Below are 18,155 nucleotides of genomic sequence, written 5' to 3' on the forward strand. Positions count from 1 at the left end.
CTACCTTTATTAACTTTTTATATTAACTGATAGTAATACCAACTAAACGCTATTGGTTATAGCGCTTATGAGTCTAATTCAAGTAAGTATTTTACTAAATTTTGGTAGTCTTGCTCAAAATTGTTACGATCTAATTTTGCCGGATCAATTTTATATTTACCATTAACAATAATCGTTGGTACGCCGGTTAATACACGTTTAGCCGTCATATTTTCTTGATACTTTTTCATTGTTTTCGCTTGTGAATTAACACTAAAGCTTTTCATCAATTTATCAAACTTGTCGCCGTCAGCACCATTTAATACAAAGATATTACGCAAATCTTTTTCTGTCGTAATCACAGCACGTTGTACATGGATATAGTTAAATACTGCACCAATTAATTTATCTGAATCACCTAATTGTTCTGCGACCACGGTAGCCTTAGTGATCATTTGTTGAATTTTAGGGCTAGCTGCTCGAAGAAAATCAACATGATTACGTTCAAATGAGGCATCTTCAGGTAAGCTCTTTTTAAGACTATGCATGATAGGCTCAAATTTAAAGCAGTGACCACAATATACTGAGAAGTATTCTCTCACTTCTTTTTTCTTAGTTACCGTTTCATTCACTTTAGTATATTGCTCACCCTCAGTGTATTGTGCAGCTGCGGCGTTTACCGATAAAGCCAACAACGGCATTAACAAAAGAGATTTTAGTAATTTATTCATTATTATTTCCTAAAGTAAAATTGCCCTATTACAGTAACTAACCTAAGTAATTTACATTACTTATTCATTATCCGTAATTAAGGCTAAAAATTATTCAAACTTAACGGCGGTTGTTGCAGTGCTGACATTTGCTCTTTAAGCATTAGTATCTGCTGCTCCCAGTACTTCTCAGTATTAAACCATGGAAAGTTTTGTGGGAAAGCTGGATCATGCCAACGTTTACATAACCACGCCATGTAATTAACAACGCGCATAGTTCTTAGTGATTCTATCAAAAGAAGCTGGTCATTTTCAAACGTAAAGAACTCCTCATACCCCATTAATAGTGTATCAAGTTGTAACAGCTGCTGTTGTCTATCACCTGATAGCATCATCCAAAGGTCTTGAATAGCAGGTCCTGTTCGACAATCATCTAAGTCAACAAAGTGAGGTCCTTCATCACGCCATAAAATATTACCTGCGTGACAATCACCGTGTAAGCGAATTTGTTGCATGCCTTGTGCAGGTAAATACTGCTCAGCTGCTACCGCAATGACTTGGTCCAAAATAGTAAAAAAGGCTGTCGTTAAACTCTTGGGTACATAATTTGAAGCTTTGATAGTTTCACGCGCTTGAAAAAGCAATTCATCACTGTTGAAATCTGGTCGTTGTATGAAATCATTCTGCGACGAGACAGCATGGATGCGCGCAATGAAGCGCCCCATCCATTCTAACTGGTTAAGATTATCAACCTCAAAAATACGTCCACCTCGACAAGGAAATACCGCAAAATGATAACCTTGATGCTCAAATAAACTTTGTCCATTTATTTTAAGTGGTGCAACAATCGGTAACTCTTGTTCCTCCAACTCAAAAGAAAAGTCATGCTCTTCATTTATTTGCGCAAGCTGCCAACGCTGCGGCCGATAGAATTTAGTTACATATTTAACTAAATTATCATCATGAAATTGATAAACACGGTTCTCATAGCTATTAAGCGCTAATAAACCACTATCAACACTAAAACCAGCACTCTCTAAGCCATCAATTATTAAATCTGGTGACAAGGCACTGAAATCAAATGATGCCATTAGCGTTTATTAAAAAATCGGCTTTCTTGCTCGATTCTTGCCTCACTTTCTGGTGAAACTTGTTCTACAACAAAGGTAATATTACTCATGTACTTTTCCAATTCATAAGGATCAACCGAAATACTGATAGGTAGTGTGTAGACTGTCGCAGCCTCAACCACCACTTCTTGTTTACCATGCCACTGGGTATTTTCAATACCTTTTACAGAAAGTTTATAAGTATTATCTGTTTGTGACATATTAAGAATTTTTAAGGTATAAACATTCTCAATGTCACCATTAAAGTTTTCTCTTGCTAACTCAGTGCGATCGCGAATGATATCTAACGATAAAGGTACACGATTAACAATTTCGAGTATTAACATGGTACTCATGATAACAAGCAAGACCGCATAACCAATAAGCTTAGAACGAACTAAGTGAACTTTCTTGCCTTGCAATTCATGCTCTGTAGTATAACGAATGAGACCTTGAGGATAATTCATCTTATCCATAACGCCCGAACAAGCATCAACACAAGAACCACAGTTAATACATTCATATTGCAAGCCGTTACGAATATCGATACCGGTAGGGCAAACCTCAACACATAAATTACAATCTATACAGTCGCCAAGTCCCATCGCCTTATGATCTTGTTTTCGACCACGAGCACCTCGTCCCTCACCACGTTCAACATCATACGCAACAGTTAAAGTATCTTTATCAAACATAGCTGACTGAAAGCGCGCATAAGGGCACATGTGCAAACAGACAGTCTCTCGCATCCAACCCGCATTGCCATAGGTGGCAAAGGTGAAGAAAGCTAAAATTCCCGCCATCATCACACTGGTATCGAAAGTAAAGACATCAACGAATAGCTCTTGCATCGGTGAAAAATAACCAGCAAATGTCATCGCGGTAAACAAGGAAAATAATAACCAAGCACTATGTTTTAAGGTTTTTCGAATAACCTTATTACCCGTCACTTTTTGCCCATCTAGCTTCCTGCGCTGGTTAGCCGTACCTTCAATTTTTTCTTCAAACCATATGAAAATGAAAGTCCAAACGGTTTGTGGGCACATATAGCCACACCAAACACGACCTAAAAAAGTGGTAACAAAAAAGAGGAGAAATGCACCTAAGATAAAAAACCATGCCAATAAGGTTAAATCTTGTGGCCAGAGTGTTAAGTTAAAGATGGTAAAGCGTTGTTCACTGATGTCGAACAATATAGCTTGATGACCATTGAACTGAAGCCAAGGAAGAATTAAAAAGAAAGCAAAATAAACCAAGTTCATACGCTGTCTTAGCTTTTGGAAAAAACCAGATACTTTACGAACATATATTTGGTCACCTGGCTTATAACGTTCTTTACCAGTATTTTTACTGCCATGAATTTTGACGTTTTTGATTGGGATATGCTGCTCTACCACAGGCTTATTTGTCTTAGGCGTAGAGGATGATTGGTCGTTTGCTCTCACGATAAATCCTTGTTAAGCGAAAAATAACTACTAAAAATATGACTAACTGGCTACAAGCTAGTATCAAAAAGATAAATGATTTTATTAACAAAAGCCGACAATAGCTAATAATTTATACCTTAAAACAACTAATTAATATAAAATCGACTCTTCTCATTTATTATATGGCATCTTATGAAGCATTTATTGATCTTAATCGTGGCCGCATCACTCTATTTACATTTCTATCCAAACGAGAAAGTAACTGAGTTTTATAACGAGCAGAAGCAAGCTCTGCTTGATGGTTTCGGTGAATTCAGTGATACTAAAGTCCGTTTGAAAGCCGATAAGATTTATCTAGATTTAGAAAGTGAGCTAGAGAATTTTTCAGAGAAAGAAGTTGAGCGATTAAAAGAAATCACCTCGTCAAGGGATAATGTAAAGGCATTTTACTTAAGCATTTGTAAAACCGATACCAGAGACATTGATTTTCATATTACCAATGAAAAGAAAGTTTGTTCAACTATAGATCGTTATACAAGCATGCTTTAAATCTTAGATTTAAAGCACATTCCCCAGATCTATAGATATAAACAATACTAGCTAGCAGATAACCTAACGAGTAAGTTAGCAAAGTTATCGCTCGCTTGCTCTTGTTCAACATGCTGTTGCGCTTTTATTTGCCACACACCATTAACCATCACATCTGACACTGGATTTTGCTGACTCGCAAAAATCATACTATCAAGTAACTGTTGGCTAGCACTGGCAAATAACTTGGTTTTATCCTTGTCCAGTACTAATAAGTCAGCCTGCTTGCCAATGGCTAAACTTCCGGTATTGCTATTGGTACTCTGCGCTCCACCTATTGCCGCTTGCTGCCATAAATTTTGCCCAACGGAAGCCTGTTCATCTGTAGCTAAAATAGCACGTTGTTGCTTAATTAGGCGCTGTGCATATTCAAGCCAACGTAATTCCTCAATCGGGTTTACTGAAATGTGGCTATCAGAGCCAATGGCTATAGTGCCTTTATCTGCTAGAAACTCTGTCGTTGGGAAAATTCCATCACCTAAATTAGCTTCAGTTGTCGGACAAATTCCTGCAATAGCCTCTTTAGCGATAATGCCTTTTCTTTCTGCTTCGTCAATATGCGTTGCATGAATTAAACACCAATGCTTATCAAGTTCGACATTATCAAGCAGCCACTGCACTGGTCTTTGGCCAAAATGGGCCAAACAATCATCAACTTCTTTTTGTTGCTCACTAATATGAATATGAATTGGGGCTTGATTGTCTAAGCTACGCACATGTTTCACCGCACTAAGTAATGATGTTTTATCAACGGCACGTAGAGAGTGAGGCGCAATACCCACATTAGTATTCGAATATTGTTCACTTAAGGTGAAACAATCACTGACTAATTGATTAAATTGCTCAGTAGAATTGATAAATCGCTTTTGTCCATCACTCGGCGTTTGTTCACCAAAGCCACTGTGTTGATAAAGTACAGGTAACAAGGTCAAACCTATACCAGACTCTTTTGCGGCATCAAAAATAGCTTGTGCCATCGTTGCTAAGCTAGCTGACTTGTCTGTAGTAACACTAGAATTATAAGTACTACCATCTATATCATGATGTAAATAATGAAATTCGGCGACACGGGTATAACCCATTTTTAGCATTTCAATATACAGCTGCTTCGCAATATTTTTAGCATCAAGCTCGGTTAGCTGTGCCAAAAATTGATACATGATTTTTCGCCACGTCCAAAAACTGTCTTGTCCTTCACTGCCTTGCTCACTAAAACCTGCAAAAGCGCGCTGAAAAGCGTGTGAATGACAATTAACCATGCCAGGAATCACAGCACCTTTAGCTATTTCCGCGCCTTCAATCTTGCCTGCATCTACGGCAGTGATTATGCCCTGCTCTATCGTGATAGTTTGTTTACTTGCCCAACCATCGTTTAATAAAATATTCTCTGCGTATAGTTTCATATTGCTCTACTAATTTACTCTACTGAATTTGTTATTTGGAATTACCTGAGTAATTTGCCATAAAGATGAAATCAATCTCGCTATATCACTTATTTCTCTCGAGTGAAATCAACTAAACACTGTACAAATATCTGTAATTTATCTTTTATTTTTTCTGCTTTATCTTCATTGTAATGATCACTTGGTTCATCCATATAAGTTCGTTGTGATAACTCTAACTGAAGCGCATGTATATTCTCTGCTGGATTACCATAACCACGCGTAATGTATCCGCCCTTAAAGCGGCCATTTATCACCGTAGAATAAGGCGATAAATCAAGGTTTTCGATTTTATTAATCAGTTCAGTACTACAACTTACACCATTAGCACTACCAAAATTAAAGTCAGGCAATTGACCCTCAAAGAAACGAGGTACATGTGACAATATTGAGTGAGCATCAAGTAAGACAACTCTGCCATATTGTGCTTTCATATCGGCTAACGTATTTTTTAAGGCTTGGTGATAAGGTTGCCAGTAGCCGTCAATTCTTCGCTTAATTTCCGCTTCATCAGGTTCTTTACCCGTTATATACAATGGAGATAAATCAAATGAGGTCGTTGGGCAAAGCTCTGTGCTGTTTGCTCCTGGGTATAAATTTATACCATCAATATTTCGATTTAAATCGATAACATAGCGACTGTATTTAGGTTTAATAATATAAATACCAAGATCTTGAGCAAAATCATAGAGCTTATCCATATACCAATCGGTATCAGGGACCTGATGACCAGTCTTTGTCATGTTACAGGCAATACTCTCGGGAACTAATTGCCCGTTATGCGGCATGCTGATTAGCATAGCAATATTACCCGTGACCAAGTCATAACTTGTATTCATACTATCCCCTAAAATTGACTACCAATCAAATTGTATATACAACTTGGTGACAGCTAATTTATCACGCGTTAGTTACTCTGAGCAAGGACAGATGGAATTCTTTTCTTTTGCTCGTTTTAATCTGAGAATTTTGATATGTTGTTAATTCACCTTTGTAATAGGTGCTACCTATTACATTGATAGGTTTAATAGATTTTACTTAAAATAGTTGAGCTATCATAATAGCTGCATCTTAACGAATTGAGTCAAGTAGTTACTTGGCAAAGAATGACAACTAACCCTAAAGGATTTCATTATGTTTACTGATATTACCGGCCAAAAAGTCCCTTCAGTTACCTTTCCAATTATAGCTGATGACACATGGAGTACTCGCAATTCAGAGGAAATTTTTGCCAACAAAACCGTAGTAGTTTTTTCATTACCTGGTGCATTTACACCAACGTGTTCATCATCTCACCTGCCACGATATAACGAATTAGCGACTAAATTCTCAGCCAACGGCGTTGATGAAATTATTTGTATTTCTGTAAATGATACCTTTGTAATGAATGCTTGGGCAAAAGATCAAGACGCCGATAACATTAGTTTCATTCCTGATGGTAATGGTGAATTTACACAAGGCATGGGTTTATTAGTTGATAAAGCGGCAATAGGATTCGGCAAACGCAGCTGGCGCTATGCTATGTTAGTTAAAAATGGTGTTATTGAAAAAATGTTTATTGAACCTGATTTACCAGGAGACCCATTTGAAGTATCTGATGCTGATACCATGCTTAACTTCATCAACCCTGAAGCAGTTCAAAGCACTGAAGTGGCGATTTTCACCAAACATGGTTGTTCTCACTGCACTAAAGCTAAAGCATTATTAGCTGAGCAAGGTTTACAGTATGAAGAATTAGTATTAGGTGAAGACACAACAATCACGGCAATGCGTGCTATTTCAAATGCTGATACTACACCACAGATATTTATCGATGGTAAACATATTGGCGGTAATGATGAATTAGTAAAGCACTTTAGCTAGTACGTATTTAGACTATTAAAGCACTAAAAAACTAAGCTATACCCCAATAAAAACACAATAATGATATACTCTCGTTATTGTGTTTTTTGTTTACATGCTACTACTAGTTCTCAATAGCTAGTAACAATGTTACTTATTGGAATAAATAATGGATAACCAGCCTTATAACCCTCTTCATGGCCTAACTCTCAAGACCATAGTTACTGAATTAGAAGCCTACTTTGGTTTTGAAACGTTAGGTAAAACAATCAAAATTAAATGTTTTACTGATGACCCAAGTATTCAATCTACATTAAAGTTTCTGCGTAAAACGCCGTGGGCTAGAGAAAAGGTTGAGCAGCTTTACATTAAAAATAAAATTAAAATTCAAAATTCATTTGAATCAGGTGATTTGGATTAGGTCGACAGATTCATTCGCATCTCTGGCTACTAATTTAATAAGATATAGGATCAAAGTACTGGTATTGCAACGAAAAATATCTAATGATGGCGGTAATACTAATTACTAAATAGGCACATAAGTACATTATGTCTTCAGCTACTCATTATATTTTAACTTGGCAATGCCCGGACAACACTGGCGTGTTAGCCAAAGTATCGCAAAGTTTGTTTTCACACGGTGCTTTTATCACCGAAACATCACAGTACAGTGACCCGTATAGTGAAACCTTTTTTTCACGTATTGCTTTTGATGATCGTAACTTAACGGTTTCCAGTAGTGAATTCGTTAAAGCATTAAATGAGTTAGCCAAACCACTCGCCATGCAATATCAATTACGTAAACGTGCTGATGTACCCAATGTCCTGATTGCGGTGTCAAAAGACGATCATTGTTTAGTCTCATTGTTAACTAAGTGGCGTTCTGGTGCTTTACCGATCAATATCGTTGGCGTTATCTCTAATCATCAATATTGTCAGGCGTTAAGTGAATGGCATAATGTTCCCTTTTACCATTTACCCGTCAATGCAGAGACCAAACTCGAACAAGAAGCTCAAATTACCGACTTAATGGAAGAACTTAATATCGACTTATTAGTATTAGCCCGTTACATGCAAATACTTTCTGATGGTTTATGCCAGCAACTACAAGGTAAGGCCATTAATATCCATCACTCATTCTTACCTAGCTTTAAAGGTGCTCGCCCTTATCACCAAGCTCATGCTCGTGGTGTTAAAGTCATTGGGGCAACCGCGCACTATGTAACAGCGAATCTTGATGAAGGTCCAATTATTGCTCAGGAAGTAAAACCAATTAACCACGCTTTTACCATAGAGCAAATGGTACATATGGGCCATGATTTAGAAGCGACAGCATTAAGCCATGCCGTAAGGATACATGCTGAACAACGCGTTTGTATCAATGGCGATAAAACAGTTATTCTGGCTTAGCTTTGTTTTAATTTTAGTTTGATTTTAGTCTAACGATACATTTCAAGGTCGGCTGTAATTAATTTTGTACAGCCGTCAACTCCCCCTGACGTAAAGTGTTTTACTAAATAAGGGTAAAATTAGCCTAAGTGTCCACTTTGTGATTAAAATTACCTCATAACCTATTTTAATAAAAAGTCCTGATCATGATTAATATAGAAAAAATTCATCACGTTGCTTATCGCTGCAAAGACGCCAAAGAAACAACCGCTTGGTACAAAGACAAGCTAAACATGGATTTAGTGCTCGCTATTGCTGAAAATGAAGTACCTTCAACCAAAGCGCCAGATCCTTATATGCATATTTTCCTCGATGCGGGAAATGAAAATGTTTTAGCCTTTTTTGAATTACCTAATTCTCCAGCCATGGACAGAGATCAGAATACTCCGGCTTGGGTGCAGCACATTGCTTTGAGAGTAGCGAGTTATGATGTATTAGTCTCTGCTAAAGAAGAGCTTGAAAGTAAAGGCGTTGAAATTTTAGGTCCAGTTAACCACGGTGTTTTTAAGTCTATTTATTTCTTTGATCCTAACGGCCACCGTTTAGAACTTGCTGCCGACACAGGTACAGAAGAGCAATATAAAGAACTTAACAGAGTTGCTCACGATATGATTGAAGAATGGTCAGTGACTAAACGTGCACCGCGACATGCTGCTTGGTTACACGAGCAAGATTAATTTACTATCGCTCACGTTTCACTCACTTTACAGACAAAAAGATAAAAAGCACCTAAGTTATCACTGAGGTGCTTTTTTTTGCAGTTTGTCTCGTCAACTCAAATTAATAGCAGCTAAAACTCACTAAGATAAATCAGAAAAATTACGCTTCATACTCTTTACATAATTGCTTAACGGCAATAAGCATTTCTACATTGATGTACCTTGTGCTTACTCAACTGAGTAACTCTGAAATACATATTCTCAAGGAGCTTGGGTATAACTCTGTTAACGGGCTAGTTGTCATCCCTTACAAAAAAACAAATGGACGTCTAGACGTTTAAATGGTTATACTCTAGGAAAAGAACGTTCGAGACAAGCTCAATAAATTCATCAAGGAGTTGAAATAAATTAATTATGTTCGAGATAAAACATTTAAAAACGCTTACAACCCTTGCCAATACAGGGAATATTCGCAAAGCAGCTGAAGTGTTATTTAGTAGTCAGTCTGCTTTGTCGCATCAAATAAAGGATCTTGAGCAACGCTTAAATGCGCCTTTGTTTATTCGTAATACTTCACCGGTTGAGTTTACTGAAGCAGGAAAAGTATTACTTAGTCTTGGTGAAGAGTTATTGCCAAAAATTAAAGAAGCTAATATCACCTTAAAATCACCATCTTTAGCCCTAAGCTCTTTAAAAATAGCCATAGCATGTCATGCCTGCTTTCAGTGGTTATTGCCGGTAACAAGCCATTTTTCACAGCAAAAAAATAACGTTGAACTCGAGTTTATTGATGAGTCGTTTGAAATTAATAAACATAAAAATCAAAGTGAAGAGAAAGCTGACATTCTGTTTACTGACGAGAAATTAGCAGAAGAAAATGTCATTTACCAAGAAATTGGTCAGTTTGAGGTGATGGCTGTTCTTTCTAATCAACAAGCTAGCAAACTGAAATTATCAGAACGGGTCGGATCTTTTTCTCAAGGTGGTGTGACAACAACGCCCTATTTACTGCCCGAGAATTTTAGCCAGTTGACTTTACTAACCTATCCTTTGCCACCCGAGCAGTTAGATATATTTAAATTATTTCTAACGCCAGCCAAATGCAAACCGAGTAAGATAAAGCAGGTGACTAATAGCCATGTTATGTTGCAAATGGTCTCAGCTAATATGGGCGTGGCTACATTACCTGATTGGCTAGTATCAAGCGTAACCAAACAGTCACTATTTCGTTGTATGCGCTTAGGTGAAACAGGCATTCATAAAAAGCTCTATGCCCGTTATGATAAAAATAGTAAACAAATTGATATGATAGAAAAACTATTACCTGAAGCTATCAGAGAGTTTACAAATTTGTATATAAATGATTAATACGGTTGGTATAACTAACAATTGAGGTAAACCATGTGGTATCAAACTGAAATAACGTTGAAAGCAAGAAAACGTGGTTTTCATTTAATCACTGATGAAGTCCTAAAACAACTGCACGAGCTGAACAAGGTTAACTGTGGCATTCTTCATCTTTTTATAAAACACAGCTCTGCTTCCATTACCCTTAATGAAAATGCCGACCCAACGGTACGCTCAGATATGGAAGCGCATTTTAATCACTTTGTCCCTGAAAGAGCGCCTTATTATCAGCATACTTACGAAGGTGATGATGATATGCCTGCCCATATAAAAGCCAGTCTACTGGGTAATAGCCTTAGTTTACCTATTAGTCATGGGCAATTAAATATTGGGATTTGGCAGGGAATATATTTAGGTGAGCATAGAGACCATGCCAGCAACCGAACGATTGTGGCTACCATCAATGGAGAGTAAATAGCTAAGAGATAACAAGCTAGATCCTCGACTCAAACACCACGAGGATGACGACTTAGAGGTTACTATTTAATAACCTAACTTCAACGACGTCATTGCCGAATTGACTTACGATAATGGCATTCAGCTTTAAGTTGTATGGTTCAAGTTAAAGAAAAAAGCACGGAATTGATGACTATCAATGAATACTTTTGACGCCTAAATTGGACCATACAACGACAAGATGAATGTTATTTAGCTATTAGTTTAGTCTTCTTCTAATACATGTGGTCCGGCATAATTATCAAAGCGAGAATACTTACCTTGGAAGGTTAATGGCACACGGCCAATCGGTCCGTTACGTTGCTTACCAATAATAATCTCTGCCATGCCTTTAAATTCACTGTCATCGTGATAAACCTCATCACGATAAATAAACATGATTAAATCTGCATCCTGCTCTATTGAACCTGACTCACGTAAATCTGAGTTAATTGGTCGTTTATCCGAACGTTGCTCCAAACCACGGTTTAACTGAGATAATGCCACAACAGGCACTTTTAATTCTTTAGCTAAGGCTTTGAGTGAACGCGAAATTTCAGCAACTTCTAAGGTACGGTTATCAGAGAATTGTGGTGCTCGCATTAATTGTAAGTAATCAATCATGATCATACTAATACCGCCATGATCGCGATGTATTCTTCGCGCTCTTGAACGCACTTCTGTCGGCGTTAGCCCTGCCGCATCATCAATAAACATTTTGCCTTTTTCCATGAGCAAGCCCATGGTTGAAGACAGACGAGCCCAATCTTCATCTTCTAACTGACCAGTACGGATTTTAGTTTGATCAATACGGCCTAAAGACGCCAGCATACGCATCATGATTTGATCTGCAGGCATTTCTAAACTGAAGATAAGTGCAGGATGTTCTTGTGTCATCGCAGCATGTTCGGCCAAGTTCATCGCAAAGGTTGTTTTACCCATCGATGGACGCGCTGCAACAATGATCAAATCAGACTTTTGTAAACCTGCTGTCATTTTATCTAAGTCAGCGTAACCACTCGGCACACCGGTAACACCACCTGATGGCGTTGAACAGAGTTTTTCAATTCTATCAACAGTTTTTTCTAACACTGAATTAAGACTTTCAGGGCCTTCATTCTTGTTGGCTCGTTTTTCAGCAATTGCAAAAACTTTGGTTTCAGCAAAATCGAGTAAATCGGCGCTGCTTCGTCCTTGCGTATCATAACCTGCTTCAGCGATTTCATTCGCCACGCTGATCATTTCACGGGTTACTGCACGTTCACGTACAATGTCAGCATAAGCAGTGATATTTGCCGCACTTGGCGTGTTTTTCATCATCTCTGCGAGATAAACAAAACCGCCAGCATCGTCAAGTTTTTGGTCGTTTTCTAGGGCTTCAGACAGGGTGATTAAATCAACAGGTTCGCCTAATTCGATTAACCCACCAATGGTTTCAAAAATAAGGCGATGTGAGCGACTATAAAAATCAGCGGCAACGGCTTTTTCAGCAACTCGATCCCACGTTTCATTATCAAGTAGCAGTCCGCCAAGAACCGATTGTTCAGCTTCTAGCGAATGCGGAGGTACTTTTAATTCATCGATTTGTTTGTCTTTAATGAATTGTCTTTCTTTTGAAAATTTACCTGGCTTTTTGTCGGCCATTACCTAACCCTACTCTACTACATCACCATACTCGCGCTTGCTTTAACTCTTACTATAACTAAGACAAAACAACGTAAACGAGTATCTAAAAAAGGAGTGCTAATGTAGCAGAATTTAGCCTATCAGAATATAAAAGTTTCACCTAAAAGAGCCGTGAAGTTAAAAAGATTACTTGCTGCTAACCTCAATATTACCGCTAACCGTTGACACTCTTACTAAAGCACTGCCATTGGCCGTTTGAAAATTTAACTCAGCACCTGGGCCATATTCATCATGCTCAGTTTTAACATCAGTGATATTGTTATCTATGTCGCCGCCAACACTTGATTTAAGGTTAAAACCAGCATCGACACCTTTTTGAAAAGTAAATATTAAATCACCACTTACTGTCGACGCTTTAAGCAAGGCTTTTGCATTTAAGATGAGCTTTGCTTCTAAATCACCACTAACCGTTCTAATACGTAGCTCTATCACTTCAGCTAAATTAAGCTGACTTCGACCTGAAACATTATTGAAAAAAACTTCCTTCGCTTGGCTGTCAATAATCACCTCACCACTGACCGATCTAATTTCTAACCGACCGGTGGAGTCGGTATCATTTATGTCGCCACTAACGGCTGACAATGAGATCTTCCCAGACAATTTGTCACTATTTATATTGCCACTAATACTACTTAGTTCAACATTTTGCGTTACGTTTTTTGCCAAAACATCACCGCTAACCGATATAACTTCAACACCGCCATGTAAGTTAGATAAATGAATATCACTAGAAACACTTGAAGATTTCATGCGGATATTTTTTGGCATAAAAACAGTGATCTTTGAACCATCTGCACTCCAATTATCCATTCTAGAGTATTCAACATTAATAAGAACTTGTGCACCTTTTTGTTCAAAAATGAGTTTTTCTGCGTCATCATCTAGTGTGCCGGTAACGGATATTTTATCTTTATTCCATCCAACAACATTAATAAGACCACTGTGATTATTAATCGATACATTAGTGACATTATTACTTGATATACTTTCTGCAATTTCAGTATCTGCAAATGATGGTCCACTTAGTAGTAAACAAGTTGTCATTGTGAGCATAGTTGCGCATTGCTGTGTTTTTCTTGTTAATTTGTTCATTGTAACCTCTTATCTTTGCTATTTATTACGGTGTTTAGCGAACTATGTCTTTAGTTAACTCTGCTGGGCGTTAACATTGTAAATAGCTAAATCACTTGATATTGGCGATATAATTGCTGTAGCAGCTTTAATTCTTGTTGCTGAGTAAAGTCTAATAAATTTAATAAGTCGGTATTATTTTCATCTGTTAGCAGTGCTTTTCTTATTGATGCTCTTGCATCAGATAATTGCGTTAACTCTTGTTGCATTGCTGCAGGTAATTTATCAACAGTAGGCTGGCCATAACTTGCTAATAACGTTTGTTTTTGTTTTTTAAAGTTTTGTTGCATAAAATTAACCAACTGCCCTTGAGTAACGCCATTTTTTTCTTGAGTTTTTACCAATACGGGTTCACTTTCTTTATTAATCGACGGTGAAAAAGTAAACCAAGACACCAACATTACCAGTGCAATAGAAGCAGCCCAAGCACTTGGCATAAAAAGATTACCTTGATTTTCTGCTGCAACTTCTTGCCTCTTATGATTGATGGCTCGCTCGATACCTGACCATAAGTCTCGTTCGGGTGTCATTTCAACGGGTAACGTTGCCACTTGCTCTGCGAGTGTTTTATCTGAAATTTTATTGTTTAGATGCATGTGGTCTTGAGGGTTATATTTACTCATGATTTATTTCCTCCTCAATCGATACAAAACCATTAGCTATTAATGATTCTTTTAATAAGCTTCTCGCTCTGTGGTATTGCGACTTACTCGAGCCTACTGCCATTTTTAACATGGTGGAAATTTCCTCATGGCGATAGCCCTCAACAGCAAACAAAACAAAAACTAAGCGTGCTCGTTCTGGTAAACGGGCAATGTGCTGGTCTAATAGCGTGAGCGTTGAATCATCGGTTAAACTAACACTAGGTTCTTGAACGCCAACCCCTTGCTCTTCAATACTAAAAACACGCTGCAACCAATTTTTATGTTTACGTAGGTGTCCCAGCACTACATTTGTTGCGACACTGTGTAGCCAAGTACTAAATTTACTTTCACCACGAAAATTATTAATTTTTTGCCACAAGACGACAAAAACTTCCTGGCAGACATCTTCAGCACTGTCTTTATCTGCCAACATGCGCCAACACAAGGCATAAATTCGCCGATGATATTTTTCATAAAGCTGATAAAAAGCGGTTTGAGACCCTTGCTTAGCTTCTGTTATCCATAACTGTTCATCATCACTATCACCGGAGTGATGATCTTTATTGGCACTAAAGCGCGCCTTTAGGTCAATGACTTTTTTATCTTGTCTTATTTGGCTATCCAAAAGCTAAAGTCTCTATTTGGTTCAAAATAATTATCCAATAAGTTATCTACAATAATGTTCTAAAATGATATGCAATATTAACTAAGATACCTTACCCAGCAAAAAGGTTTAAAGAGTATTTAATAAAATTTATATGATAAAAAAGTATAACTGATAGTTGTGATTACAGTGGAGAAATCGAGGTGAGAAATAGCATCAATTAATAGGCACAAAAAAAGCGCCAATAGGCGCTTTTTTTACGTTTATTACAACAGGGGAAGTATTTACTTCTTACCGATTGCAGCAAAACGTTTGTTGAATTTATCAACACGACCACCGGTCTCAGCAGCTTTTTGCTTACCAGTGTAGAATGGGTGACAAGCTGAACATACGTCTAGGTGAATGTCTTTACCTATAGTAGAACGAGTTGTTACAACATTACCACAAGAACAAGTTGCATTGAATTCAACGTAATTAGGATGAATATCTTTTTTCATAGGAACCTCTATCTCTTTAAAGAGAAATTGGGCGCATCGCCACTTAGCCATTTACTTACTGTGTACCCTTTGAGAGTTTACTCTAATAAGGATAACCGAAATGCCAAGCACCATACGTAGTTAAAAATTAATGGGGGCGAATAATAAAGGATAGCCTGAATAACTGCAACATAAATAAGCCAATACTGACTAAAAAAAGGCTCGTTAAGGTTATTTAGAAAATAAGCGATATTGTTACTTGGCAGTATTCATCACACGGGGCAAAATAGCCCTAACCATTGCCAACCAAAAAGCAGCTGATTCAAAGTGCCTGAACAATACATTCAAGTTGCGATTCCTGTTCCTATGCGACAGTTATTTACTTATCGAGTACCAGAAGCGCTAAGTTCCCCTGCTATTAAAGTCGGTGAACGCGTTGCGGTATCTTTTGGTCCACGAAAGGTGATTGGTATCGTTATTGATGCACAAGCACAATGTGACTTTGAGATAAGTAAGGTAAAAGACATTACTACTCGTCTTAATGATAATTTCAACTTAAGTCAGTCACTGGTTAGTTTTTTACAATTATGTGCTCATTATTACCACCACCCCGTTGGCGATGTTTTCCAACAAGCCTTGCCTATTTTGCTTCGAAAAATAGAAAATATTACCTTAAGCCCTCCGATGGTATGGCAAGCACAATGCCCAAGTGAAGATAACAGTGACCTATTAGCCAAATTAGAGAAAAAAGCCGCTAAGCAATTCGCTCTTTATCAAATAATTAACAACCATAACGGCATCAGTTGGGTAGAGCTGCGCACATTGGGATATAGCAAAGCACAGTTAAACGCTTTGCAGAGCAAAGCGTTAATCATTGAGAAAGAACAGGTAGCGAGCCAATATACTTGGCAAGAGAATACCCTCAATCAAGCTGACAGGTTAGTACTTTCAAGTGAACAAGCCATTATTGTTAGTGCTATAAACCATTCTTTAGCACAATTTTCGTGCCATCTAATTGATGGGGTTACGGGGAGTGGTAAAACAGAAGTCTACTTGCAATCCATGGAAGAAGTACTTGCCAATAATCAGCAAGTATTAGTGATAGTGCCAGAGATTGGCTTAACACCCCAAACATTAAACCGCTTTGAACAACGCTTTAATGTGCCTATTGCGTTGCACCATTCAGGGCTGAATGATAAAGAACGTTTAGCCACCTGGTTAAGTGCTCAACAAGGAAGTGCCGCTATTGTTATTGGTACTCGTTCAGCAGTTTTTACGCCCTTACATCGCCTTGGATTGATCATTATCGATGAAGAGCATGATTCTTCATTAAAACAACAAGATAGTTTTCGCTACCATTGCCGAGACATGGCTATTTTACGCGCAAGGCAATTAAATATTCCAATCGTTTTAGGCACCGCTACGCCTAGTTTTGAGTCTTTGCAAAATGCGTTATCTGGAAAATATAGCTACCACCAACTTCTTAACCGAGCAGGTAAAAGTAATAAAGCTAAAATAGCCCTTATTGATATGAACCAGCAGCAAGTCGAGTTTGGTTTATCTGGCACACTTAAACATGAAATGAAGCAAACCTTAGCCCGTGGTGAACAAGTATTATTATTTTTAAACCGTCGAGGTTATGCGCCAGCTATAAACTGCCAAGAGTGCCATTGGCTTGCAGAATGTCAACGCTGTGATAAACCTTATACCTTACACCAAAAGCAACAACTGCTGATTTGTCATCATTGTGGCAGTCAAAAGCGCATACCTCCGCAGTGTCCTAGTTGCGGTAGTGTTCGTATAGCGCCACTAGGCCAGGGCACAGAGCAATTAGAGTCTCGTTTAGAAGAACTATTTCCTGAAAGTTCTATTGTGCGTATCGATCGAGATAGCACTCGTAAAAAAGGTGAATTAGCAAAATTATTACAAGAGGTCACTGATAAAAAACATCAATTACTGGTTGGAACACAAATGTTAGCAAAAGGACACCATTTTCCTGATGTCACGCTAGTAGCTGTGCTCGATGTTGATGGTGCTTTATTTAGTTTTGATTTTCGCGCAAGTGAGCAAATGGCTCAATTGCTGATTCAGGTAGCAGGACGCGCTGGACGTGCCAGTAAACCCGGGAAAGTATTAGTGCAAAGTAACTTTGTTGATCATCCTTTGTTGCAAGATTTAGTACACAATGGTTATCACCATTTTGCCCACCAAGCACTCACTGAGCGAAAACAAGCACTATTACCACCTTTTACTTTTCAAGCGCTGTTACGAGCTGATGCGAATTATCCATCTTACCCAGAAAAATTTTTACGCGCTTTAACACAACGACGACTAGAGGGCTGTGAGTTTGCCGGCCCAGTTCCAGCGGCAATGGAAAAAAAAGCAGGTAAATTTAGATATCACTTGATCATTCAAGCGAAATCACGAAAAGATTTACATCGCGCAATTTTGCAGTTACTTATTCAAATACCTAACAATGAATGGCAGGGTAAGGTTCGTTGGAGTTTAGATATTGATCCTATCGATCTTAATTGGTAACAAAAAAGCCTAAGGTAACCGTGTTTTTT

18 protein-coding genes are annotated in these 18,155 nt (G+C 38.0%); 8 read left to right on the forward strand and 10 right to left on the reverse strand.

All coding sequences use genetic code 11. The annotated features are described in order from the left end of the window. Positions 1–65: 65 nt before the first annotated feature. The 3 genes from CPS_RS19460 to ccoG form a co-directional block, all read right to left on the reverse strand. Complete coding sequence (locus CPS_RS19460) at positions 66–710, reverse strand: thiol:disulfide interchange protein DsbA/DsbL (protein WP_011045078.1); 645 nt, start codon at positions 708–710, stop codon at positions 66–68. An 83-nt stretch (positions 711–793) separates the two neighbouring features. Beyond that, positions 794–1,780, reverse strand: a complete 987-nt coding sequence (locus tag CPS_RS19465; RefSeq protein WP_011045079.1) for a serine/threonine protein kinase — start codon at positions 1,778–1,780, stop codon at positions 794–796. Next, positions 1,780–3,243 carry a cytochrome c oxidase accessory protein CcoG gene (ccoG, locus tag CPS_RS19470; protein WP_011045080.1) on the reverse strand — a complete coding sequence of 488 codons (1,464 nt, stop codon included), beginning with the start codon at positions 3,241–3,243 and terminating at the stop codon, positions 1,780–1,782. Before ccoG ends, CPS_RS19465 begins: the two co-directional genes overlap by 1 nt. 174 nt (positions 3,244–3,417) lie before the next feature. On the opposite strand from ccoG, the gene CPS_RS19475 reads away from it, so the two are divergent. After that, positions 3,418–3,774: a hypothetical protein gene (locus tag CPS_RS19475; protein WP_041737144.1), complete on the forward strand. Its 357-nt coding sequence runs from the start codon at positions 3,418–3,420 to the stop codon at positions 3,772–3,774. 47 nt (positions 3,775–3,821) lie between these two features. Here the strand turns inward: CPS_RS19475 and CPS_RS19480 are convergent, their stop codons facing one another. Both CPS_RS19480 and hutG read right to left on the reverse strand, forming a co-directional pair. Continuing rightward, on the reverse strand, positions 3,822–5,216 hold the full coding sequence (locus tag CPS_RS19480; RefSeq protein ID WP_011045082.1) for a formimidoylglutamate deiminase: 1,395 nt from the start codon (positions 5,214–5,216) through the stop codon (positions 3,822–3,824). Between the two features lie 89 nt (positions 5,217–5,305). After that, positions 5,306–6,094, reverse strand: coding sequence for an N-formylglutamate deformylase (gene hutG, locus CPS_RS19485; protein ID WP_011045083.1), 789 nt, complete (start codon positions 6,092–6,094; stop codon positions 5,306–5,308). A 295-nt stretch (positions 6,095–6,389) separates the two neighbouring features. Between hutG and CPS_RS19490 the strand changes: the two genes are divergently transcribed. From CPS_RS19490 to CPS_RS19515, 6 genes are all read left to right on the forward strand, one after another. Next, positions 6,390–7,118 carry a glutathione peroxidase gene (locus tag CPS_RS19490; protein WP_011045085.1) on the forward strand — a complete coding sequence of 243 codons (729 nt, stop codon included), beginning with the start codon at positions 6,390–6,392 and terminating at the stop codon, positions 7,116–7,118. Positions 7,119–7,266: 148 nt separating this feature from the next. Next, the gene (locus CPS_RS19495) at positions 7,267–7,518 is read left to right on the forward strand and encodes a VF530 family DNA-binding protein (protein WP_011045086.1); all 252 of its coding nucleotides are present in this window, start codon (positions 7,267–7,269) and stop codon (positions 7,516–7,518) included. A gap of 128 nt (positions 7,519–7,646) precedes the next feature. Continuing rightward, a complete protein-coding gene (gene purU / locus CPS_RS19500; RefSeq protein ID WP_011045087.1) occupies positions 7,647–8,507 on the forward strand; it encodes a formyltetrahydrofolate deformylase in 861 nt (286 codons plus the stop codon). Positions 8,508–8,692: 185 nt separating this feature from the next. Continuing rightward, a complete protein-coding gene (locus CPS_RS19505) occupies positions 8,693–9,223 on the forward strand; it encodes a VOC family protein (protein ID WP_011045088.1) in 531 nt (176 codons plus the stop codon). A gap of 396 nt (positions 9,224–9,619) precedes the next feature. Further along, complete coding sequence (locus tag CPS_RS19510) at positions 9,620–10,573, forward strand: LysR family transcriptional regulator (RefSeq protein WP_011045089.1); 954 nt, start codon at positions 9,620–9,622, stop codon at positions 10,571–10,573. 33 nt (positions 10,574–10,606) lie between these two features. Continuing rightward, positions 10,607–11,026, forward strand: a complete 420-nt coding sequence (locus CPS_RS19515) for a secondary thiamine-phosphate synthase enzyme YjbQ (protein ID WP_011045090.1) — start codon at positions 10,607–10,609, stop codon at positions 11,024–11,026. 246 nt (positions 11,027–11,272) lie between these two features. Here CPS_RS19515 and dnaB read toward each other — a convergent pair whose 3' ends face one another. From dnaB to rpmE, 5 genes are all read right to left on the reverse strand, one after another. Beyond that, positions 11,273–12,691: a replicative DNA helicase gene (gene dnaB, locus CPS_RS19520; protein ID WP_011045091.1), complete on the reverse strand. Its 1,419-nt coding sequence runs from the start codon at positions 12,689–12,691 to the stop codon at positions 11,273–11,275. A gap of 168 nt (positions 12,692–12,859) precedes the next feature. Continuing rightward, positions 12,860–13,825, reverse strand: coding sequence for a DUF4097 family beta strand repeat-containing protein (locus tag CPS_RS19525; RefSeq protein WP_011045092.1), 966 nt, complete (start codon positions 13,823–13,825; stop codon positions 12,860–12,862). A gap of 86 nt (positions 13,826–13,911) precedes the next feature. Then, on the reverse strand, positions 13,912–14,487 hold the full coding sequence (locus tag CPS_RS19530; RefSeq protein WP_138140321.1) for a hypothetical protein: 576 nt from the start codon (positions 14,485–14,487) through the stop codon (positions 13,912–13,914). Beyond that, positions 14,480–15,100: an RNA polymerase sigma factor gene (locus CPS_RS19535; protein WP_420794798.1), complete on the reverse strand. Its 621-nt coding sequence runs from the start codon at positions 15,098–15,100 to the stop codon at positions 14,480–14,482. The genes CPS_RS19530 and CPS_RS19535 overlap by 8 nt, the downstream gene beginning before the upstream one ends. Before the next feature lie 296 nt (positions 15,101–15,396). Beyond that, positions 15,397–15,609: a 50S ribosomal protein L31 gene (rpmE, locus tag CPS_RS19540; protein WP_011045095.1), complete on the reverse strand. Its 213-nt coding sequence runs from the start codon at positions 15,607–15,609 to the stop codon at positions 15,397–15,399. Between the two features lie 306 nt (positions 15,610–15,915). Between rpmE and priA the strand changes: the two genes are divergently transcribed. After that, positions 15,916–18,126, forward strand: a complete 2,211-nt coding sequence (priA, locus tag CPS_RS19545; RefSeq protein ID WP_011045096.1) for a primosomal protein N' — start codon at positions 15,916–15,918, stop codon at positions 18,124–18,126. Positions 18,127–18,155: the final 29 nt, after the last annotated feature.

This window comes from Colwellia psychrerythraea 34H (assembly GCF_000012325.1).
Lineage (GTDB): Bacteria > Pseudomonadota > Gammaproteobacteria > Enterobacterales > Alteromonadaceae > Colwellia > Colwellia psychrerythraea_A.